Source organism: Galbibacter marinus, from assembly GCF_000300875.1.
Classification (GTDB): Bacteria; Bacteroidota; Bacteroidia; order Flavobacteriales; family Flavobacteriaceae; genus Galbibacter; species Galbibacter marinus.
This window is the reverse complement of record NZ_AMSG01000007.1, coordinates 85,007-101,963: the sequence shown is the minus strand read 5'-3', so window position 1 is coordinate 101,963 and position 16,957 is coordinate 85,007. Positions and strand designations below refer to the sequence as shown.

At 37.0% G+C, this 16,957-nt stretch carries 15 protein-coding genes; 5 read left to right on the top strand and 10 right to left on the bottom strand.

Annotated features, from left to right (window positions below):
- Positions 1–25: 25 nt before the first annotated feature.
- The 8 genes from I215_RS07280 to trmB all read right to left on the bottom strand — a co-directional run bounded on the left by I215_RS07280 (position 26) and on the right by trmB (position 5,998).
- Positions 26–1,078, bottom strand: coding sequence for an NAD(P)/FAD-dependent oxidoreductase (locus tag I215_RS07280; RefSeq protein ID WP_008991321.1), 1,053 nt, complete (start codon positions 1,076–1,078; stop codon positions 26–28).
- Positions 1,079–1,259: 181 nt separating this feature from the next.
- The gene (locus I215_RS07275; RefSeq protein ID WP_008991320.1) at positions 1,260–1,499 is read right to left on the bottom strand and encodes a NifU family protein; all 240 of its coding nucleotides are present in this window, start codon (positions 1,497–1,499) and stop codon (positions 1,260–1,262) included.
- Between the two features lie 13 nt (positions 1,500–1,512).
- On the bottom strand, positions 1,513–2,640 hold the full coding sequence (locus I215_RS07270; protein ID WP_008991319.1) for an Mrp/NBP35 family ATP-binding protein: 1,128 nt from the start codon (positions 2,638–2,640) through the stop codon (positions 1,513–1,515).
- 265 nt (positions 2,641–2,905) lie between these two features.
- A complete protein-coding gene (locus I215_RS15705) occupies positions 2,906–3,154 on the bottom strand; it encodes a hypothetical protein (protein ID WP_008991318.1) in 249 nt (82 codons plus the stop codon).
- 5 nt (positions 3,155–3,159) lie between these two features.
- Positions 3,160–4,134 carry an ATP-binding protein gene (locus tag I215_RS07265; RefSeq protein ID WP_008991317.1) on the bottom strand — a complete coding sequence of 325 codons (975 nt, stop codon included), beginning with the start codon at positions 4,132–4,134 and terminating at the stop codon, positions 3,160–3,162.
- A 174-nt stretch (positions 4,135–4,308) separates the two neighbouring features.
- On the bottom strand, positions 4,309–4,632 hold the full coding sequence (locus tag I215_RS07260) for an MGMT family protein (RefSeq protein ID WP_008991316.1): 324 nt from the start codon (positions 4,630–4,632) through the stop codon (positions 4,309–4,311).
- Between the two features lie 41 nt (positions 4,633–4,673).
- Positions 4,674–5,324: a LysE family transporter gene (locus I215_RS07255; RefSeq protein ID WP_008991315.1), complete on the bottom strand. Its 651-nt coding sequence runs from the start codon at positions 5,322–5,324 to the stop codon at positions 4,674–4,676.
- Positions 5,312–5,998: a tRNA (guanosine(46)-N7)-methyltransferase TrmB gene (trmB, locus tag I215_RS07250; protein WP_008991314.1), complete on the bottom strand. Its 687-nt coding sequence runs from the start codon at positions 5,996–5,998 to the stop codon at positions 5,312–5,314. Before trmB ends, I215_RS07255 begins: the two co-directional genes overlap by 13 nt.
- A gap of 70 nt (positions 5,999–6,068) precedes the next feature.
- On the opposite strand from trmB, the gene I215_RS07245 reads away from it, so the two are divergent.
- Entirely contained in the window at positions 6,069–7,139 is a 1,071-nt protein-coding gene (locus I215_RS07245; protein ID WP_008991313.1) for a glycosyltransferase, read from the top strand.
- Here I215_RS07245 and I215_RS07240 read toward each other — a convergent pair.
- Together I215_RS07240 and I215_RS07235 are read right to left on the bottom strand one after the other, a co-directional pair.
- Positions 7,089–8,027 carry a sensor histidine kinase gene (locus I215_RS07240; RefSeq protein WP_394330794.1) on the bottom strand — a complete coding sequence of 313 codons (939 nt, stop codon included), beginning with the start codon at positions 8,025–8,027 and terminating at the stop codon, positions 7,089–7,091. The two genes, I215_RS07245 and I215_RS07240, sit on opposite strands and share 51 nt — an antisense overlap.
- A 194-nt stretch (positions 8,028–8,221) precedes the next feature.
- Positions 8,222–8,908: a response regulator transcription factor gene (locus I215_RS07235; protein WP_008991311.1), complete on the bottom strand. Its 687-nt coding sequence runs from the start codon at positions 8,906–8,908 to the stop codon at positions 8,222–8,224.
- 309 nt (positions 8,909–9,217) lie between these two features.
- Here I215_RS07235 and I215_RS07230 point away from each other — a divergent pair, with 309 nt between their 5' ends.
- The 4 genes from I215_RS07230 to I215_RS07215 all read left to right on the top strand — a co-directional run bounded on the left by I215_RS07230 (position 9,218) and on the right by I215_RS07215 (position 16,957).
- Complete coding sequence (locus I215_RS07230) at positions 9,218–11,593, top strand: hypothetical protein (RefSeq protein WP_008991310.1); 2,376 nt, start codon at positions 9,218–9,220, stop codon at positions 11,591–11,593.
- Positions 11,594–11,706: 113 nt separating this feature from the next.
- Entirely contained in the window at positions 11,707–14,535 is a 2,829-nt protein-coding gene (locus I215_RS07225; RefSeq protein WP_040459994.1) for a TonB-dependent receptor, read from the top strand.
- A gap of 181 nt (positions 14,536–14,716) precedes the next feature.
- Positions 14,717–15,691 (top strand): LuxE/PaaK family acyltransferase, encoded by a 975-nt coding sequence (locus tag I215_RS07220; RefSeq protein ID WP_008991308.1) that lies wholly within the window; start codon positions 14,717–14,719, stop codon positions 15,689–15,691.
- Between the two features lie 246 nt (positions 15,692–15,937).
- On the top strand, positions 15,938–16,957 hold the full coding sequence (locus tag I215_RS07215; RefSeq protein ID WP_008991307.1) for a LacI family DNA-binding transcriptional regulator: 1,020 nt from the start codon (positions 15,938–15,940) through the stop codon (positions 16,955–16,957).

The following is a 16,957-nucleotide window of genomic DNA, read 5'->3' as shown; positions in this document are numbered from 1 at the left end:
ATTTTTAGTCCGTATATCTGTTGTTTTAAGAAATGGATTTCACTACCGCTTTTTCTGCTTCTTTTCTACTTCCATCAAAGCCATCTACACCGCTAACAGTGGTGTATTTAAGGATGTATTTTTTGTCAGGGAAAATACGTTGGTAAGCACTTTGGCACATTAGTGTCGCTTCATGGAATCCACAAAGGATAAGTTTTAATTTACCTGGGTATGTGTTCACATCACCAATGGCATAGATTCCTGGAATATTGGTTTGATAGTCCAAAGCGTTATTTACTTTGATAGCATTTTTTTCAATTTCAAGCCCCCAGTTTGCGATCGGTCCAAGTTTTGGTGATAACCCAAAGAGTGGAATAAAATGGTCTACTTGTAAATCAAAGGTTTCGTCGGCTTTCTTAATTTCAATGGATTCTAATGAATCTTTTCCTTTTAAGCCTGTAACTTCAGCTGGGGTTATTAGCCTAATTTTACCTAGTTTGGTAAGCTGCTCTACTTTTTCTACAGAATCCAGCGCACCTCTAAATTCATTTCTTCGGTGTATAAGTGAAACTTCTTTAGCAACATCAGCTAGGAAAATAGCCCAATCCAATGCAGAATCTCCACCACCAGCAATAGCAACTTTCATATCTCTATAAAGCTCAGGATCACGAATAATGTATTCCACTCCCTTGTCTTCAAAATCACCTATATTTCCAAGCTGTGGTTTACGAGGTTCAAAACTTCCTAGTCCTCCAGCAATAGCAACTACAGGAGCTTGGTGTTTTGTACCTTTATTTGTGGTAACAATAAAGCTGCCATCATCTTGCTTTTCGATGGTTTCCGCTCTTTCCCCAAGGGTGAAACCAGGCTCAAAGGCCTCTATTTGCTTCATAAGGTTATTGACCAAATCACCAGCTAACACCTCGGGGTATGCTGGGATATCATAGATCGGTTTCTTAGGGTAAATCTCAGCGCATTGGCCTCCTGGCTGTGGCAAAGCATCGATTAAGTGGCATTTTAATTTTAAGAGGCCAGCCTCGAAAACGGCAAACAATCCAGTAGGGCCAGCTCCAATGATAAGTATATCTGTTTTAATCATGAAAGCAATCTTTGTACAGGGTTATAAATCCTGTGCTATTACATTAATTATTTAAATCTAGCTGTACTATATAGGACCATTTCCAAAATGTAAATTTCTTGGAAACTAAACATATCTATCTTCAGAACCTTAGACAATTTAAAATTGATCGATGTCCAGATTCAATTACAGCTACTGTGTTTTATTCAATGTTAATGACCTTTTCTATTTGAGGGACATATTTCTTAATGGTCATCTCCACACCAGTTTTAAGGGTCATCTGATTGACACTACAGCCAACACATGCTCCTTCAAGCCGAACCTTGACAAATTTATTGTCGTCTATGGAAACAAGGCTGATATTCCCTCCATCACTCTCTAAGAAAGGTCTGATTTCTTCTAGCGCCTTTTCTACATTTAATTTGATTTCTTCGGATGTCATCTTTTTAAACTGATTAATTTTTAACGGCCGAACAACCTGCCATGGTCGTTATCTTAATGGCTTCTGTAGGAGGTAGACTATCATTTCTTCTAACTACCTCTTGTACTATACTTTGAGTCAATACTGTAAATGCATCTTCAAATGGAGTGTTTTCTTGTAGCGCTGCTGGTCTACCAGTGTCTCCAGCTTCCCTCACACTTTGTATAAGAGGAATTTCACCTAAGAATGGGACTTGTAAATCAATTGCTAATTCCTTAGCTCCTTCTTTTCCAAAGATGTAATACTTGTTATCTGGTAATTCTTCAGGTGTGAAATATGCCATATTCTCTACGATTCCTAAAACTGGAACATTAATGCTTTCTTGTTGAAACATTGCTACTCCCTTTTTAGCATCGGCCAAAGCAACATGCTGAGGTGTACTTACAACAACGGCTCCTGTAATAGGCAGTGATTGCATAATACTCAAATGAATATCACCAGTCCCTGGAGGTAAGTCTAATACCAAAAAGTCCAACTCTCCCCATGCAGCGTCAAAGATCATTTGATTCAATGCTTTCGAGGCCATAGGTCCACGCCAAATTACTGCTTGATTTGGTTGAGTAAAGAATCCTATAGAAAGTATTTTAACTCCGTAATTTTCGACAGGTTTCATTTTAGATCGTCCATCAACATTTACTGCCAATGGTTTTTCATTGGCCACATCAAACATTATTGGAGCAGATGGACCATATATATCTGCGTCAAGTAAACCAACTTTAAAGCCCATTTTTGCCAAAGTAACTGCTAAATTAGAAGTAACAGTGGACTTTCCAACACCTCCTTTACCAGAGGCAACAGCAATAATATTTTTGATGCCAGGGATATCCTTACCTTTAATCTGAGGTTTTTCTTGAGCTTCTACCTTAATATTGACCTTAACCTTAGCCTTTTGGTATACTTTATCATGAATGGTTTTTAAAATTTCAACCTCTGTTTTCTTCTTGGCTTGAAGGCTTGGGTTGTTTATGGTAATATCTACAACCACCTCATCTCCAAAGATCATTACATTGGTTACAGCACCACTTTCAATCATGTTTTTTCCTTCTCCTGGGGCAGATATAGTTTCTAAAGCTTGTAAAACTTCTGTCTTGTTGATTTTCATGTAATTTTTTTTCAGCAATTCTTATTCTATCATTCGAGTTTAAAATACAAAAATCCTTAGGAAATTCAATGAAAAGACGCTAAATCAGCTTAGTGTCCTTATAACCTTTTTTAAACTCATTCTAAATTACAAAGATACACATTAAATATTATTTGGATGGTAATTGAAGATTTAATATACAAGGTTATAAGGCATGAGGATTTCTAGTATTTCCATTGGAAATTGAATTAAAGAAGCTGCATTCAATTTAATAATTAATCAAATATTATTGCCATAAATTAGCAATAGGAACAGCGCTTAAATTTTCCCCAAATCCACCAGCGGTTTCTGTTCCTGTATATAGGACAATACCTCTTTTAAATCGTTTTCCAGCTAGTTTAGCTAAAGCTGATAGTCCTTTAAAATCCTCTTGTTTCAAGGAAGCTTTTGATTTAATTTCAACACCATAGAGTTGCTTTCTGTGATCCTCGATCACCAGATCGACTTCAGCGCCTTTGTGTTTGCTAAAATGCATTAGTTTCAAAGGATATGGTGCCAACTGATCTGCTTTACAATCTCCATAGCAATAAAGTTTTCCAAAAGATGTCCGGCTTGTGTTCTATTTGTTAATAGGTTTTCTCTTTCATTGGTCATGCTGCATAATAATCCTGTATCATTTAAAAATATTTTAGGTGATTTGACAAATTGTCCTTCTGCATCTGGTGTCCATGCAGGGATTTTCACAATAAGAAATACTTGTTCAAGTAAAGTCAAATACCGCTGAGTTGTGGTGTTTTTTATTCCGGCTATTCGAGATATATCTGACATGTTTAACGTACTTCCAACCCTAGAGCCCAATAGATTTAGAATCTTTGGTATTTGAGCTAATCCTTCAATATTTGCTAGACTTCGTATATCCTTTTGTAAGATAGAATCTAAATAAGAATTAAACCATTTTATTCTTCTGATGTCTGAATCTCTGTGTAGCATTTCTGGGTAACCTCCACGTTTTATGAGTTCGATAAGTTCTTCCCATGGAGTTTGGATAGATTTAAATCTTTTTTCTAAATCCAAGAGGATAGGCAGGAAGTTACTTGGTTTACCTTTAATTTCATCCACTGAAAATGGCCATATGTTGTTAGTTTCAATTCGTCCCGCAAGAGAATCTGCAACTTTAGGACTTAATATTACCTCTGCAGACCCGGTAAGAATGACTCTTCGATTGCGATTTTCATCAATTAATTTTTTTAAACTTAAAAATAGTTCAGGGGCTCGCTGGATTTCATCAATAATTACATTATCTCCCATGTCTAACAAAAATCCCATCGGATCTTTCTGCGCAGCACTTAGAAGTGTTGGGTCATCTAGCGTTAGGTAATCCCCATTAAAAACCCCTTCTTTTTGAAGCTGTTGACAAAAGGTTGATTTGCCTGTTTGTCGTGCTCCTGATATCATTATAACCGGTGTGTCTTTAAGGGCTTCTCTAACTTGAGTATGTATAAATCTTTTTTTCATAATGGTATGAAATCAGACCCAAAACACAAAATATTCTTCAAAATAGTTCAGTTGAAGGGTAAAATTGTATATCCTAATGGGTAAATATGTGCTCTTGCGTGGGTAAATTTGTAAACTTTACCGGGTAATTTTGGAAAAATAAATCATTAATAAACAATACTTCATGTAAGTCTCTTATAATTCCTTTGATGGATCCCAAAGGTAGTTTTCAAGATTCTGAATTTGATTGTCTTTTACTATAATTCCTTCACTCTCCAGAAGTTGTTGCATGAGGTTTGTACCCTGAAAATGGTGTTTTCCAGTCAATAAGCCTTTTCGGTTGACGACTCTATGAGCAGGAACATTTTCATTTTCGCTGTTTCCGTTTAGAGCCCATCCTACCATACGTGCGCTCTTTGCAGCACCTAAGTATTTTGCTATGGCGCCATAGGTAGTTACTCTGCCATAAGGAATGCATCTTGTTACTTTGTAAACCTGTTTAAAAAAGTTTTGCTCCATCTGTTTGTGAAATTATTCTGTACCCTTCCAATGGATTACATCTAATAGGTGATGTAAAACAAGCGAATAAGGGTGATAATTAATAAAAGCCCCATTAGTCCACTTAGGATGTAATCAGAGTACCTAGAAAAATTATTGGTCTTATTCTCGAGCTTGTCAAAATAGAACACGTACATGTACAACATGGCAAAAGTGCCAAGTCCTGATGCTATCACAAAAACTAAGATGTCCCACAATTCGAATTTAATCCATCCAGAGACGTTCCAAGCAGCATTCATGCCACAGAAATAGGCGATAGGGAGGACGTTTAGAGCTGCAATAAGCATGCCTTTAAAAAAGGTACGTACTCTATTGCTTTCAATGGTTAACTGGTGTACCTTATGCTTGTTTTTGTGTTTGTTCTTTTTGGCAAGAACAAAGAAATATATAGCGAAAAATGCAAAAACTACTAATGCAATTTTTAGCAATAGATCAATTACAAAGGGATTTTTATACAGGTATTTTGAAATAATTACACCTAAGTAAGCTTGCATTGACACCACTGTAGATGCACCAACGGCAAACACTATACCATTGGTTTTACCTTTCTTCGCGCTTGTTTTCGCAGCCGTAATATTGACAAGTCCTGGAAAGACTATCGCCATCAGTGAGGCTGAAAAAGTAGCGAAGAAAAGTATAATTAAATGCGACATTCTCTCGGTTTAAACTTTAGGTATGTAATTGGTTTATTTTGTTCAAGATACTGTTTTTCGTAGAAAGTTTGAATAGCAGTAACTTCTTTTGGACTTCCTTCATTACGATAAATGTGGTGATTTGCATAGCAAACCTCCCAATTAAGACCATGTAATAGTCCCAAGGTATACCCGTGCATAAACTCGCTGTCGGTTTTAAGATGGATAAATCCATCGCGATGTAATATTTTCTTATAGCGGTTTAAGAACTCGAGATTCGTTAGTCTGTGTTTGGTGCGTTTATACTTGATTTGAGGGTCTGGAAAAGTAATCCATATCTCTCGAACCTCTTCGAAAGCAAAAATGTATTCAATAAGTTCTATCTGCGTTCTAATAAAGGCGACATTGTTTAAGTTTTCTTCAACTGCAGTTTTTGCTCCTCTCCAAAATCGTGCACCTTTGATATCAATACCGATATAGTTGATATTTGGATTATTTTTTGCCAAAGCTACCGTGTATTCACCTTTTCCACATCCAAGCTCTAGGATGATAGGATTGTTATTGTTGAAGAAGTCCTTGCCCCACTTCCCTCTTAAAGAAAATTCTTCACCCACCAACTCTTCTCTGCTTGGTTGGATAACGTTAGAAAATGTTTCATTTTCTTTAAAACGCTTTAATTTATTTTTACTCCCCACTACAATTATTTAATTATTTGGCAAAATTAAGGAAATCTTTAACAGCGAAAAATTTTGTTCTTTTGAAGTTATGGAAAATAGAAAACGAATTCTTGTGGCGCCTTTAAATTGGGGTTTGGGACATGCGACAAGATGTATTCCCATTATAAGGGCGCTTTTGGATCAAAATCTTGAGCCTGTTATTGCTTCTGATGGCGATGCCTTAGCGTTATTAAAGAAGGAATTTCCACGGCTTGGTTTTGTTGAATTCCCTTCGTATAGAATACAGTATGCCGAAAAAGCACGTTATTTTAAACTAAAAATGCTCTGGGATACTCCTAAAATTCTAAAGGCGATAGCCTTGGAGAAAAAGCAGACCAAACAGTTAGTAGAAACTTTGGGTATCTGTGGTATTATATCTGATAATCGCCTTGGCGTATCATATAGTGATGTTCCCTCTGTTTTTATCACCCATCAATTGAATGTACTCACGGGAACCACGACTTGGATTAGCTCCAAAATCCATCAAGAAATCATCAAAAAATTTGATCAGTGTTGGGTGCCAGATGTAGCAGGCGATCCAAATTTAAGTGGCAAATTAGGTCATTTGAAAAACCAAAACCCTAAGGTAAAATACATCGGTGCAGTAAGTCGGTTAAATACTTTAGAAAACGAGAAAATCTATGACTTAATGGTGCTAATTTCAGGGCCAGAACCTCAAAGATCAATGTTAGAAGCCAAACTACTACAACAACTCTCGAGGTACTCTGGAGAGGTTATTTTTATAAAAGGTAAAATAGAGGCCAAACAAGAGGTAATTAAAAAAAACAATATTCTGCTTTACAATTACATGAATACTTCGCAGCTGGAAAAGGCATTTAATCAAAGTAAGCTCGTGTTATCAAGATCTGGATACACGACCATTTTGGATTTAGCGAAACTCGGTAAGCGCGCATTTTTTATTCCAACCCCTGGGCAGTATGAACAGGAGTATCTAGCCAAGCGTTTAGAGCAAGAGAAGCTTGTTCCATATTGTAAACAAGACGATTTCGAACTTAAAATGCTAGATCGCGTTGCTGGTTTTAGAGGCCTAAGTGCAGTGGATGCTGAGCTAGACCTTAGTGCTTTCTTTAGTCTTTTCAAGAGTGAAAGAGAACTCTGAACCAACGCCATAGACACTCTCCACATATATCTTTTCTTTATGCGCCTCAATGATGTGTTTAACAATGGCTAACCCAAGCCCAGAGCCGCCTTCTTTTCTACTTCCACTTTTATCAACTCTATAGAATCGTTCAAAAATCCTTGTCAGGTTTTGACTCTGAATTCCTTCACCGTTGTCTGTTATGCGGACAATAACTTTATTTTTAACAAGGTCTTCAATGCTAACTTCCGTTGTGCTAGAAGCCTTGGAGTACTTAATGGAATTCACCACTAGATTAGAAACGACTTGTTGTATGCGTTCGCGATCTGCATGGACCATAATGGGCTTTTTGTATACTGTATCAAAGGTCAGCGTGATGTCTTTTTTATGGGCCTTCATTTCCATCATATCGAAAACTCCTTGAATGAGTTCTACTATATCAAAGTTTTCCAGCTCCAAGTGTAAATCTCCGGCCTCTAGACGGGTAATCATATCTAGGTCTCGTACGATATAAATCAATCGTTCAACACCTTTACTGGCTCGAACTAAATATTTTTTGCGAATCTGCTTATCATCCATTGCGCCATCTAAAAGCGTAAGAATATAACCTTGTACTGTGAATAGCGGGGTTTTAAGTTCATGGGATATATTTCCTAGGAATTCTTTGCGATACCCTTCCCTGATCTTAAGGGTTTCAATTTCAACCTTTTTATTGTTAGCAAACTTTTCAATTTCCTCGGTTAAGGTTTGCATATTTGTGGTTACTGGTTGATCCTGAAAAGAAGTGGACTCTAACAATGAGACATCATCGTAGATCTTTTTAACTCCTCTATAGATAAATCGTTCTACTCTATATTGAAGTACTATAAAGGATAACGCAAAGATGCATAGTGTTAGGAATGCAATCATCCAAAACAAGCTCAAGTCCATGTAATGGAAAAATAACAAGAGGCATAAATTTAACAATGTAATAATGCCAGAGGATCGCAGAGCAAAGCGGTATGACTTTTTTAATTTTCTTTTCAAAGACCTTTATTAACTTTTTAATTTAATACAACCAAGAAGAGAACCATTAATTTATAGTGATTGGTTTTCTGGATCAATTATAGGACAAATTTGTAGCCTACTCCTTTGACAGTTTTAAAGTGATCATCCCCGATTTTCTCTCTTAATTTTCTAATGTGAACATCGATAGTTCTACCACCGACAATTACTTCATTTCCCCAAACTTTATCTAGTATTTCGTCCCTTTTAAAAACCTTCCCAGGACGACTCGCAAGTAAAGAAAGCAATTCAAATTCCTTACGTGGGAGGATTATTTCTTTTCCAGATTGCACGATTTTGTATTCATCTCTGTTGATAGTGATGTTACCAACATGTACCATGCTATCTGCAGGTCCATCTTCCTCTTTGAGTCTTCTTAGTAAGGCCTTAACCTTGCTTATGAGTAATTTTGGTTTAATAGGTTTTGTGATGTAGTCGTCTGCTCCAGCGTCAAACCCAGCTACCTGAGAGTAATCTTCTCCTCTAGCGGTTAAAAAGGTAATTATGGTGTCCTTAAGATCTGGAGCTTTGCGAATCTGTTCACAAGTTTCAATACCATCCATCTCAGGCATCATAACATCTAAAATAATCAGATGTGGCCGTTCCTTTTTAGCCTTGGTGATGGCCTCATGACCATTTTTGGCTGTGGTTACATTATACCCTTCTGAGGATAAATTGTAGCCAACAATTTCCAAAATATCCGGTTCATCATCTACCAAGAGGATTTTAATTTCTCCTTTTTTCATTGTGATTTATTATTTGATTAAACAGTATGATACAGTTTATATGTGTTCTATAACTAAAAGATTTTTAAACAATTATTAAAATCTAATACTGATTATTACTGTCCAAAAGTAAAGATAATATTAATTAATTAAAGCACTTAACATTCATTTAATATGATAACCTAAAGGTAACATAAACTCGGTTGATCTTTAACCTGAGGGTAACTTCAAAGTTCGATATCGCTCGTTTATTTGCAACGGAACAATTTTAAAATGTTCTCAATTGTCAGAAATGAAAAACATTGAAACAAAATTTAAATCAAAACCAAAATGAAGAAAATCAAATTATTACCCGTTGTTACTTTGGTTGCAATTCTTATGACAGCTTGTTCGAGTGATGATGATAACTTTAATCCTGATCCAGATCCAGGGCCACTAGGAGAAGAGATCACCAAGACTGGAAAGATTTCTGAAAATGAAACTTGGACCGCTGAAAACATTTATGTTTTAGACGGTAAGGTAGTAGTTAGTGAAGGTGCTACTTTGACCATTGAACCAGGGACCATTATAAAAGGTGCTGAAGGTCAAGAATCTTTGGCCTCTGCGCTAGTTGTAGATCAAGGAGCTAAATTAATGGCAGAAGGTACGCCTAGTAAACCGATTATCTTTACCTCCGTATTAGATGGTATAGAGCAAGGTCAAACTACTGGAACCTTATCGGATTCAGATGTAGGATTATGGGGTGGGATTATTGTTTTAGGTAAGGCACCTATTTCTGTAAACGGAGATGTTCAAACAGCTCAAATCGAAGGAATTCCTGCTACTGAAGATTATGGACAGTATGGAGGAACTGATTCTGCTGATAATTCAGGTAGCTTGAAATATATCTCTATCCGGCACGGTGGTATCACTATCGGAGCGGATAACGAAATCAACGGACTTACCCTTGGAGGAGTAGGTTCTGGTACTTCTATTGATCACATAGAAGTTGTTGCAAACCAAGATGATGGTATTGAGTGGTTCGGTGGAACTGTGAATGTGACCAATGCCTTAGTATGGTCACAAGGAGATGATGGTTTCGATGCTGATCAAGCATGGAGTGGAACACTTAGCAATGGAGTTGTTATTATGGGTGGGGAGTCTGGAACAGCTTTGGAATTAGATGGACCAGAAGGATCAGCTGCTACTGAAGCAGGATTTACAATGGAAAATATCACTTTAATAGGTGCTGGTACCTCAAGTAAATATGCTGATCTAAGAGACGGACTTATTGTTAATCTCAATAATGTTTTTGCCTATGGTTTTGGAGCGGATGCTACAGTAAGTATCAATGGTGCAGACACCGCTGCAGAATTGGCTAGTGATCGTATCGCATTCTCAGATTGGGAAATTGTATTACCAGAAGGAATTACTATGGATCAAGTTTTCACAGGAGATTACAATGAAGGTGATGAGGTTAAATTCCTGAACAACGCACAAGCCGTTGGATCTCAAGGAGGGGTAGGAGCGAATATGGACGTGTTTAGCTGGACTTTTGCTGCGACAAAAGGAGCTATTCCTACTGCTCCATTAGGGACTACAATCACTAAAAGTGGTAGTTTGACTGCGGATGAGACTTGGACTGCTGAAAACATATATATATTAGATGGTAAGGTAGTAGTTAGTGAAGGTGCTACCTTAACTATCGAACCTGGAACCATTGTTAAAGGAGCAGAAGGACAAGAATCTTTAGCCTCAGCACTAGTAGTAGATCAAGGTGCTAAACTAATGGCAGAAGGAACTGCAGATGCTCCAATTATCTTTACTTCCATATTGGATGGAATTGAACCCGGGCAAACTACAGGAACCTTATCTAGTTCAGATGTGGGTCTTTGGGGAGGTGTGATAGTTCTAGGTAAGGCGCCTATTTCTGTAAACGGTGATGTTCAAACGGCTCAAATCGAAGGAATTCCTGCTACTGAGTCTTATGGACAATACGGTGGGTCAGATCCAGCGGATAATTCAGGAACTATAAAGTATATCTCTATCCGTCATGGTGGTATAACCATTGGAGCAGATAATGAAATTAACGGCCTAACCTTAGGCGGAGTAGGTTCAGGAACTACTATTGACCACGTTGAGGTTGTTGCTAATCAAGATGATGGTATAGAGTGGTTTGGAGGGTCAGTTAATGTGACAAATGCACTTGTTTGGTCTCAAGGCGATGACGGTTTTGACGCTGATCAAGCTTGGAGTGGAACACTTAGTAACGGAGTGGTGGTTATGGGAACTGAATCTGGAACGGCTTTAGAATTAGATGGACCAGAAGGATCTGCTACTACAGAGGCTGGATTTACCATGGAAAACATCACTTTAATTGGTGCAGGTACCTCTAGTAAATATGCTGATTTAAGAGACGGACTTATCGCAAATCTTAACAATATTTTTGCTGTAGGATTTGGAACTGACGCTACCGTTCATATAAATGGGCCAGATACAGCTACAGAATTGACCAATGATCGGCTTGTTTTTTCCAACTGGGAATTAGTATTAGCTGAAGGGTTAACCATCGATCAAATTTTTACAGGAGATTTCTCCCCTGGGGATCAAGTGAAATTCACCAATAATGCTACAAATGTTTCTTTAAATAACGCTACTGTGGGTGCTGACATTTCAGTGTTCGCGTGGACGGACGCTTTTGCTGCAGGAGTTCTTAATTTAAATTAGAACTTAAAAAATAATTATAAAAAAGATGTCCAAAGGCTGGTTTATAGGCTTTTGGACATTTTGTTGAAAAGAAAAGAATTGAAAAGAATAGAATGAAAATTAAACACAAAAGAATGATTAATAAAAAACTCTTATTAGTCGCAATAGCATCCATGTTTATTCAGTTTGCTTTTGGACAACAAGGGACCGTAAGGGGAAAAATAATGGATGGTGAGTTTAATGATGTGCTTCCTTTTGCAAATGTATCAGTGAGTGGAACAACCGTTGGAACTACCACAGATTTTGATGGAGATTATACTTTAGACCTAAATGAGGGCACCTATACTTTATTGTTTTCCTTTGTGGGGTATTCCTCCCAGCAGGTCACAGAAGTTGTAATTGAAGAAGGAAAAACAACAGAAGTAAATATAACTTTACACGCTTCCTCAGCGGTATTAGATGAGGTTGTTGTTACCACTACAGTGAGGAAAAACACAGAAGCTTCCGTGTTGAATCTTCAAAAGAATTCAGTTACACTTATGGATGGGTTGTCTTTGGAGTCCATTAAAAAAACAGGTGCTAGTGACATCGCTTCCGCAATAAAAAGTGTTCCTGGTGTCTCTGTACAAGACGGAAAATATGTTTATGTTAGAGGATTGGGTGACCGATATACCAAATCAATTTTAAATGGTATGGATATCCCTGGACTTGACCCTGATAAGAACACGGTGCAGATGGATATTTTTCCTACTAATATACTTGAAAATGTGATCGTATTAAAATCCGCATCTGCCGATTTACCTGCAGATTTTACAGGAGGTGTTGTGAACATTGTAACTAAGGATTTTCCAACGCAAAAACAGCTTTCATTTTCAGCATCCTTGGGATATAATCCAAGCATGCATTTTAATGAAAATTACTTGAGTTACCAAGGGGGAGCTACAGATTTTTTAGGGTTTGATGATGGAACAAGAGATTTGCCATTTCCAGAAAATGCAAATATACCTAGTCCTTCAGATTCCAGAAATAACAGTGTTTTGGATGACTATACTCGTTCGATAGAATCTAATATGGCCGCAGAGAGACAAACTTCAATGCCTGATTTTAGCTTAGGGTTTAGTTACGGAAATCAATTCAACGTAGGAGATGATAATGTCCTTGGAGTCATTGCTTCACTAGATTTTAAAAATTCCACTGAATTTTATGAAGGTTTTGAAAATGGTGTATATCAAAAATCTGCTGAAAGTGACCAATACGAATTACGTTTTGACAGAAGACAGCGTGGAGATCTAGGCCTAAACAATGTGCTGGCCTCCGCATTAGCTGGACTTTCTTATAAAACTGGAAGGTCGAAATATAAATTGAATCTCTTGCATATTCAAAATGGAGAGAAAAGAGCGGCTTTGTTTAATCAAAGAACAGAAATTTCCAATGCGATAGATGTAAAAAAGGACAATCTTGAATACACCCAACGTTCGGTGAGTAATGTGCTATTGTCTGGAAAACACACCTCTGAAGATGCCACCTTTACCACTGAGTGGAGTTTGTCTCCAACCTTTAGTAGTGTTCAAGATAAAGATGTTCGTCTTACCACTTTTATTATCAATCCTGATGGTTATAGTATTAGTTCTGATGCTGGTTTCCCAATTCGTTTATGGAGGGATCTAAAAGAAATTAACGCTGTAGGTAAAATCGATTTCACTAAAAATTACACATTATTTGATAATAAGTCGGTCTTTAAGTTTGGTGGATTATATAGTTATAAGCAACGTGATTACAGTATCCATAATTATGATATTGCCTTTTATAACTTCTCCACTTCTAGTTTAGAAGGTGATCCAAATGCTATACTTAGACCAGAAAACATATGGAATACAGATAATAATTCTGGCTCTTATTTAAGAGGAAATTTCCAGCCTGCCAATACTTTTGATTCCAATCAAAATACTGCTGCTGCTTATGTATCCAATGAGTTTAAAGTAACTGATAAATTTAGGGCTATATTAGGGTTAAGAGCTGAATATTTCACCACCTATTTTACAGGACAAAACAATACAGGAACTGAGAACTACGATGATGTTAAAACAATCGATGAGCTTGATTTCTTTCCCTCAGCAAACTTTATTTACGAGTTCAAGGAGAATCAGAACTTTAGACTTTCCTATTCTAGAACTACAGCAAGGCCTAGTTTCAGAGAGCTTTCCGTCGTTCAGATCCCTGATCTACTTACGGGAATAATGTTCTTGGGGAACCTTGATCTAAAGCCTACATATATTGACAATTTTGATTTTCGATTTGAAATCTTCGGCGATGCAGCACAGATGTTTGCGATAAGTAGTTTCTATAAACGTTTCAAAGATCCTATAGAAATTGTGGCTTATGATATAACAGCTCCTAACCAGTTCACACCGCGTAATTCGCCATCAGCTGAGGTTATAGGTGTTGAGGTAGAAGCTCGAAAAAACTTCGGTTTTATTTCGGAGGGTCTTAGTGATCTATCTCTAAACTTAAATGTATCTGTAATCGATTCAAAAATTGACATGGCAAAAGGAGAGGATCAAGAATATGATTCAAGGAAGATCTTTGCAAGAGATGGCGAGGTTATTGAGGATACTAGAAACTTACAAGGTCAATCACCATTTCTGGTCAATACTGGACTTAACTATAATAATAGAGAATTAGGTTTAGAGACAGGAGTGTTCTATAACGTGCAAGGTAAAACTTTAGAGGTAGTAGGATTTGGGCAAAATCCTGATGTTTACACTCAACCCTTCAATAGTTTGAATTTTAATATCTCCAAAACTTTCGGTAAAGAGCAAAACTCTAAAATTAGTTTTAAACTGTCCAATATTCTAAATGATAAGAAAGAAAGCTGGTATGAGTCCTATGGAGCAGCCAGTCAAAACTTCTCTTACAGAGATCTTGGAACTTCTTTTTCTTTGGGATATAGTTTAAGCTTCTAACGAGATAGTACGGTTTTGATTATTTTTAAATGAAGGTTGCCTTTGGCAGCCTTTTTCTAATTTACGAATTTAATGATGAAACCAATTTTTTTTAAGATAATTCTATACTTTACAAAAGCATAGCGTGACAATGAATATGTCCTTACTATTTTGTGTATTTTTGTCGGGTTAAATAAAGTTTATGGATCCCCACGCTATTTTTAATATTCAATCTGATAAGGACTTTAATAAAGTGGCTTTGGAGGTATTTGGATTTCAGTATAGAGCTAATGAAACCTATCAAGAATTTTGTAACCACCTTGGTATAACACCCAAAGAGGTAACTCAAATTGAGCAGATTCCATTTTTGCCAATCGAATTTTTTAAATCCCGAAAGGTAACTTGTCATACGGATTCAACAGATATTATTTTTACAAGTAGTGGTACCACTGGAAGTATAACGAGTAAGCATTACGTTACTGATTTGGGGGTGTATGAGCAAAGTTTTAGGCAAGGATTTACTCACTTCTACAGTGAAATCAAAGACTATACAGTGCTAGCTTTGTTACCATCTTATCTTGAGAGAACAGGCTCTTCACTTATTTATATGGCCAATGATATGATTAAGCAGTCAGGGGCAAAGGACAGTGGTTTCTATTTGCACAACATTGATGAGCTTGCAATTCGATTAAAGGAGCTGGATCAATCAGGAAAAAAAATCCTACTAATCGGTGTATCATTTGCCCTTTTAGATCTTATTGAGAAGCACCAGTTTTCCCTTAGAAACACTATTGTCATGGAGACCGGGGGGATGAAAGGAAGGAGAAAGGAACTCATCCGTAGTGAGCTACATCAATTACTAAAAAATGGTTTTGGCCTTGAACATATCCACTCGGAATATGGAATGACGGAATTACTCTCACAAGCATATTCAAAAGGTGATGGAGTTTTTGGTTGTCCACCCTGGATGAGAATTATCATAAGAGACCCAGAAGATCCTTTGAGTTTATTGCCAGCTGGCAAATCCGGAGGGATGAATATTATCGACCTTGCTAATTTGAATTCCTGTTCATTTATTGCCACACAGGATTTAGGAAAATTAAAAGGAGATTCCTTTGAGGTAATTGGTCGTTTTGATCACTCCGATATAAGGGGATGTAATTTGATGGTACTATAAGACACTATAAGTTATATAAGTAATTCTTTTTTTGGCAGAATCCCTTTTGAAAAATAACCTGAAAAAAATCTGTATATTTACAATAATGAGCCATTTAGTAAAAGGAAGGCCCAAAAGGAAATGAGTTTTTGTTAAAATTAAATATCATTTGAATCAAAATCTGCAATTATGCCGTAATGTTATCATGAAATTGCGGTGGATAGGATAAAAAGCTTAATTTTGATTTCGCAATAAAGGAAAAGGAAAATGAGGCAAAAAATAACGCTAAAAGAGATTTCAAGACGATTCAATGTGTCGATATCTACTGTTTCTAAGGCGCTGAAAGACAGTCCAGAAATTAGTGAAAAGACCAAGGAGATTATTCAGGCATTCGCAAAAGAGCACCACTATAAGCCTAATAATATTGCCTTGAGTTTGAAGAATCAAAAAACTAAAAATCTTGGAATCATCCTTCCCGAAATTGTCCATTATTTTTTCTCCTCTGTGATCACAGGAATTGAACGTTTAGCCACGGAAAAAGGATATAATGTAATTGTTTGTATCTCAAACGAATCTTTTGATAAAGAGGTGATTAATATGCAAATGCTTGCCAATGGAAGTATAGACGGATTTATCATGTCTCTTTCGATGGGAACAGAAAACAAACAAGATTTCCACCATATTAAAGAGGTTATTAACCAAGGAATGCCAGTGGTTATGATCGACCGTGTTACCGATCAGGTCGAATGTGACAAAGTTATTATTGATGACTTCCAAGGGGCATACAATGCGGTAACCTATTTGATTGAATCGGGCCGTAAGAATATCGCTCTTATCAGTATGCCAGATTATATGAGCGTTGGTAATTTGCGGACTCAAGGCTACCGAAAAGCTTTAGAAGACAACGGAATTGAAGTGGACGATAATTTAATTGTCAAGGTCGAAGATCCCTATGGAGGATCAGAGGTTATAGAAGATTTACTTGTAAACCATACCGTTGATGCCGTGTTCGGGGTAACGGAGTTCTTTGCAGTTTCAGCCATGAAAATAGCGCAAAAAATGGGCAAATCAGCCCCTGAGGATATCTCTATTATAGGATTCACTGATGGCATTATCTCCATAAGTAGTAGCCCTTCGCTTACCACCGTAAGTCAAGGAGGTGAAGAAATTGGTGAGAAAGCCGCTGATTTACTAATTAAGCGTCTAGAGGATCCTGATTATGAAAATAGGCCTTTTGTCACTGAAATTATCAAATCTAGTTTAGTAAAACGAGAGTCTACTCTTTAA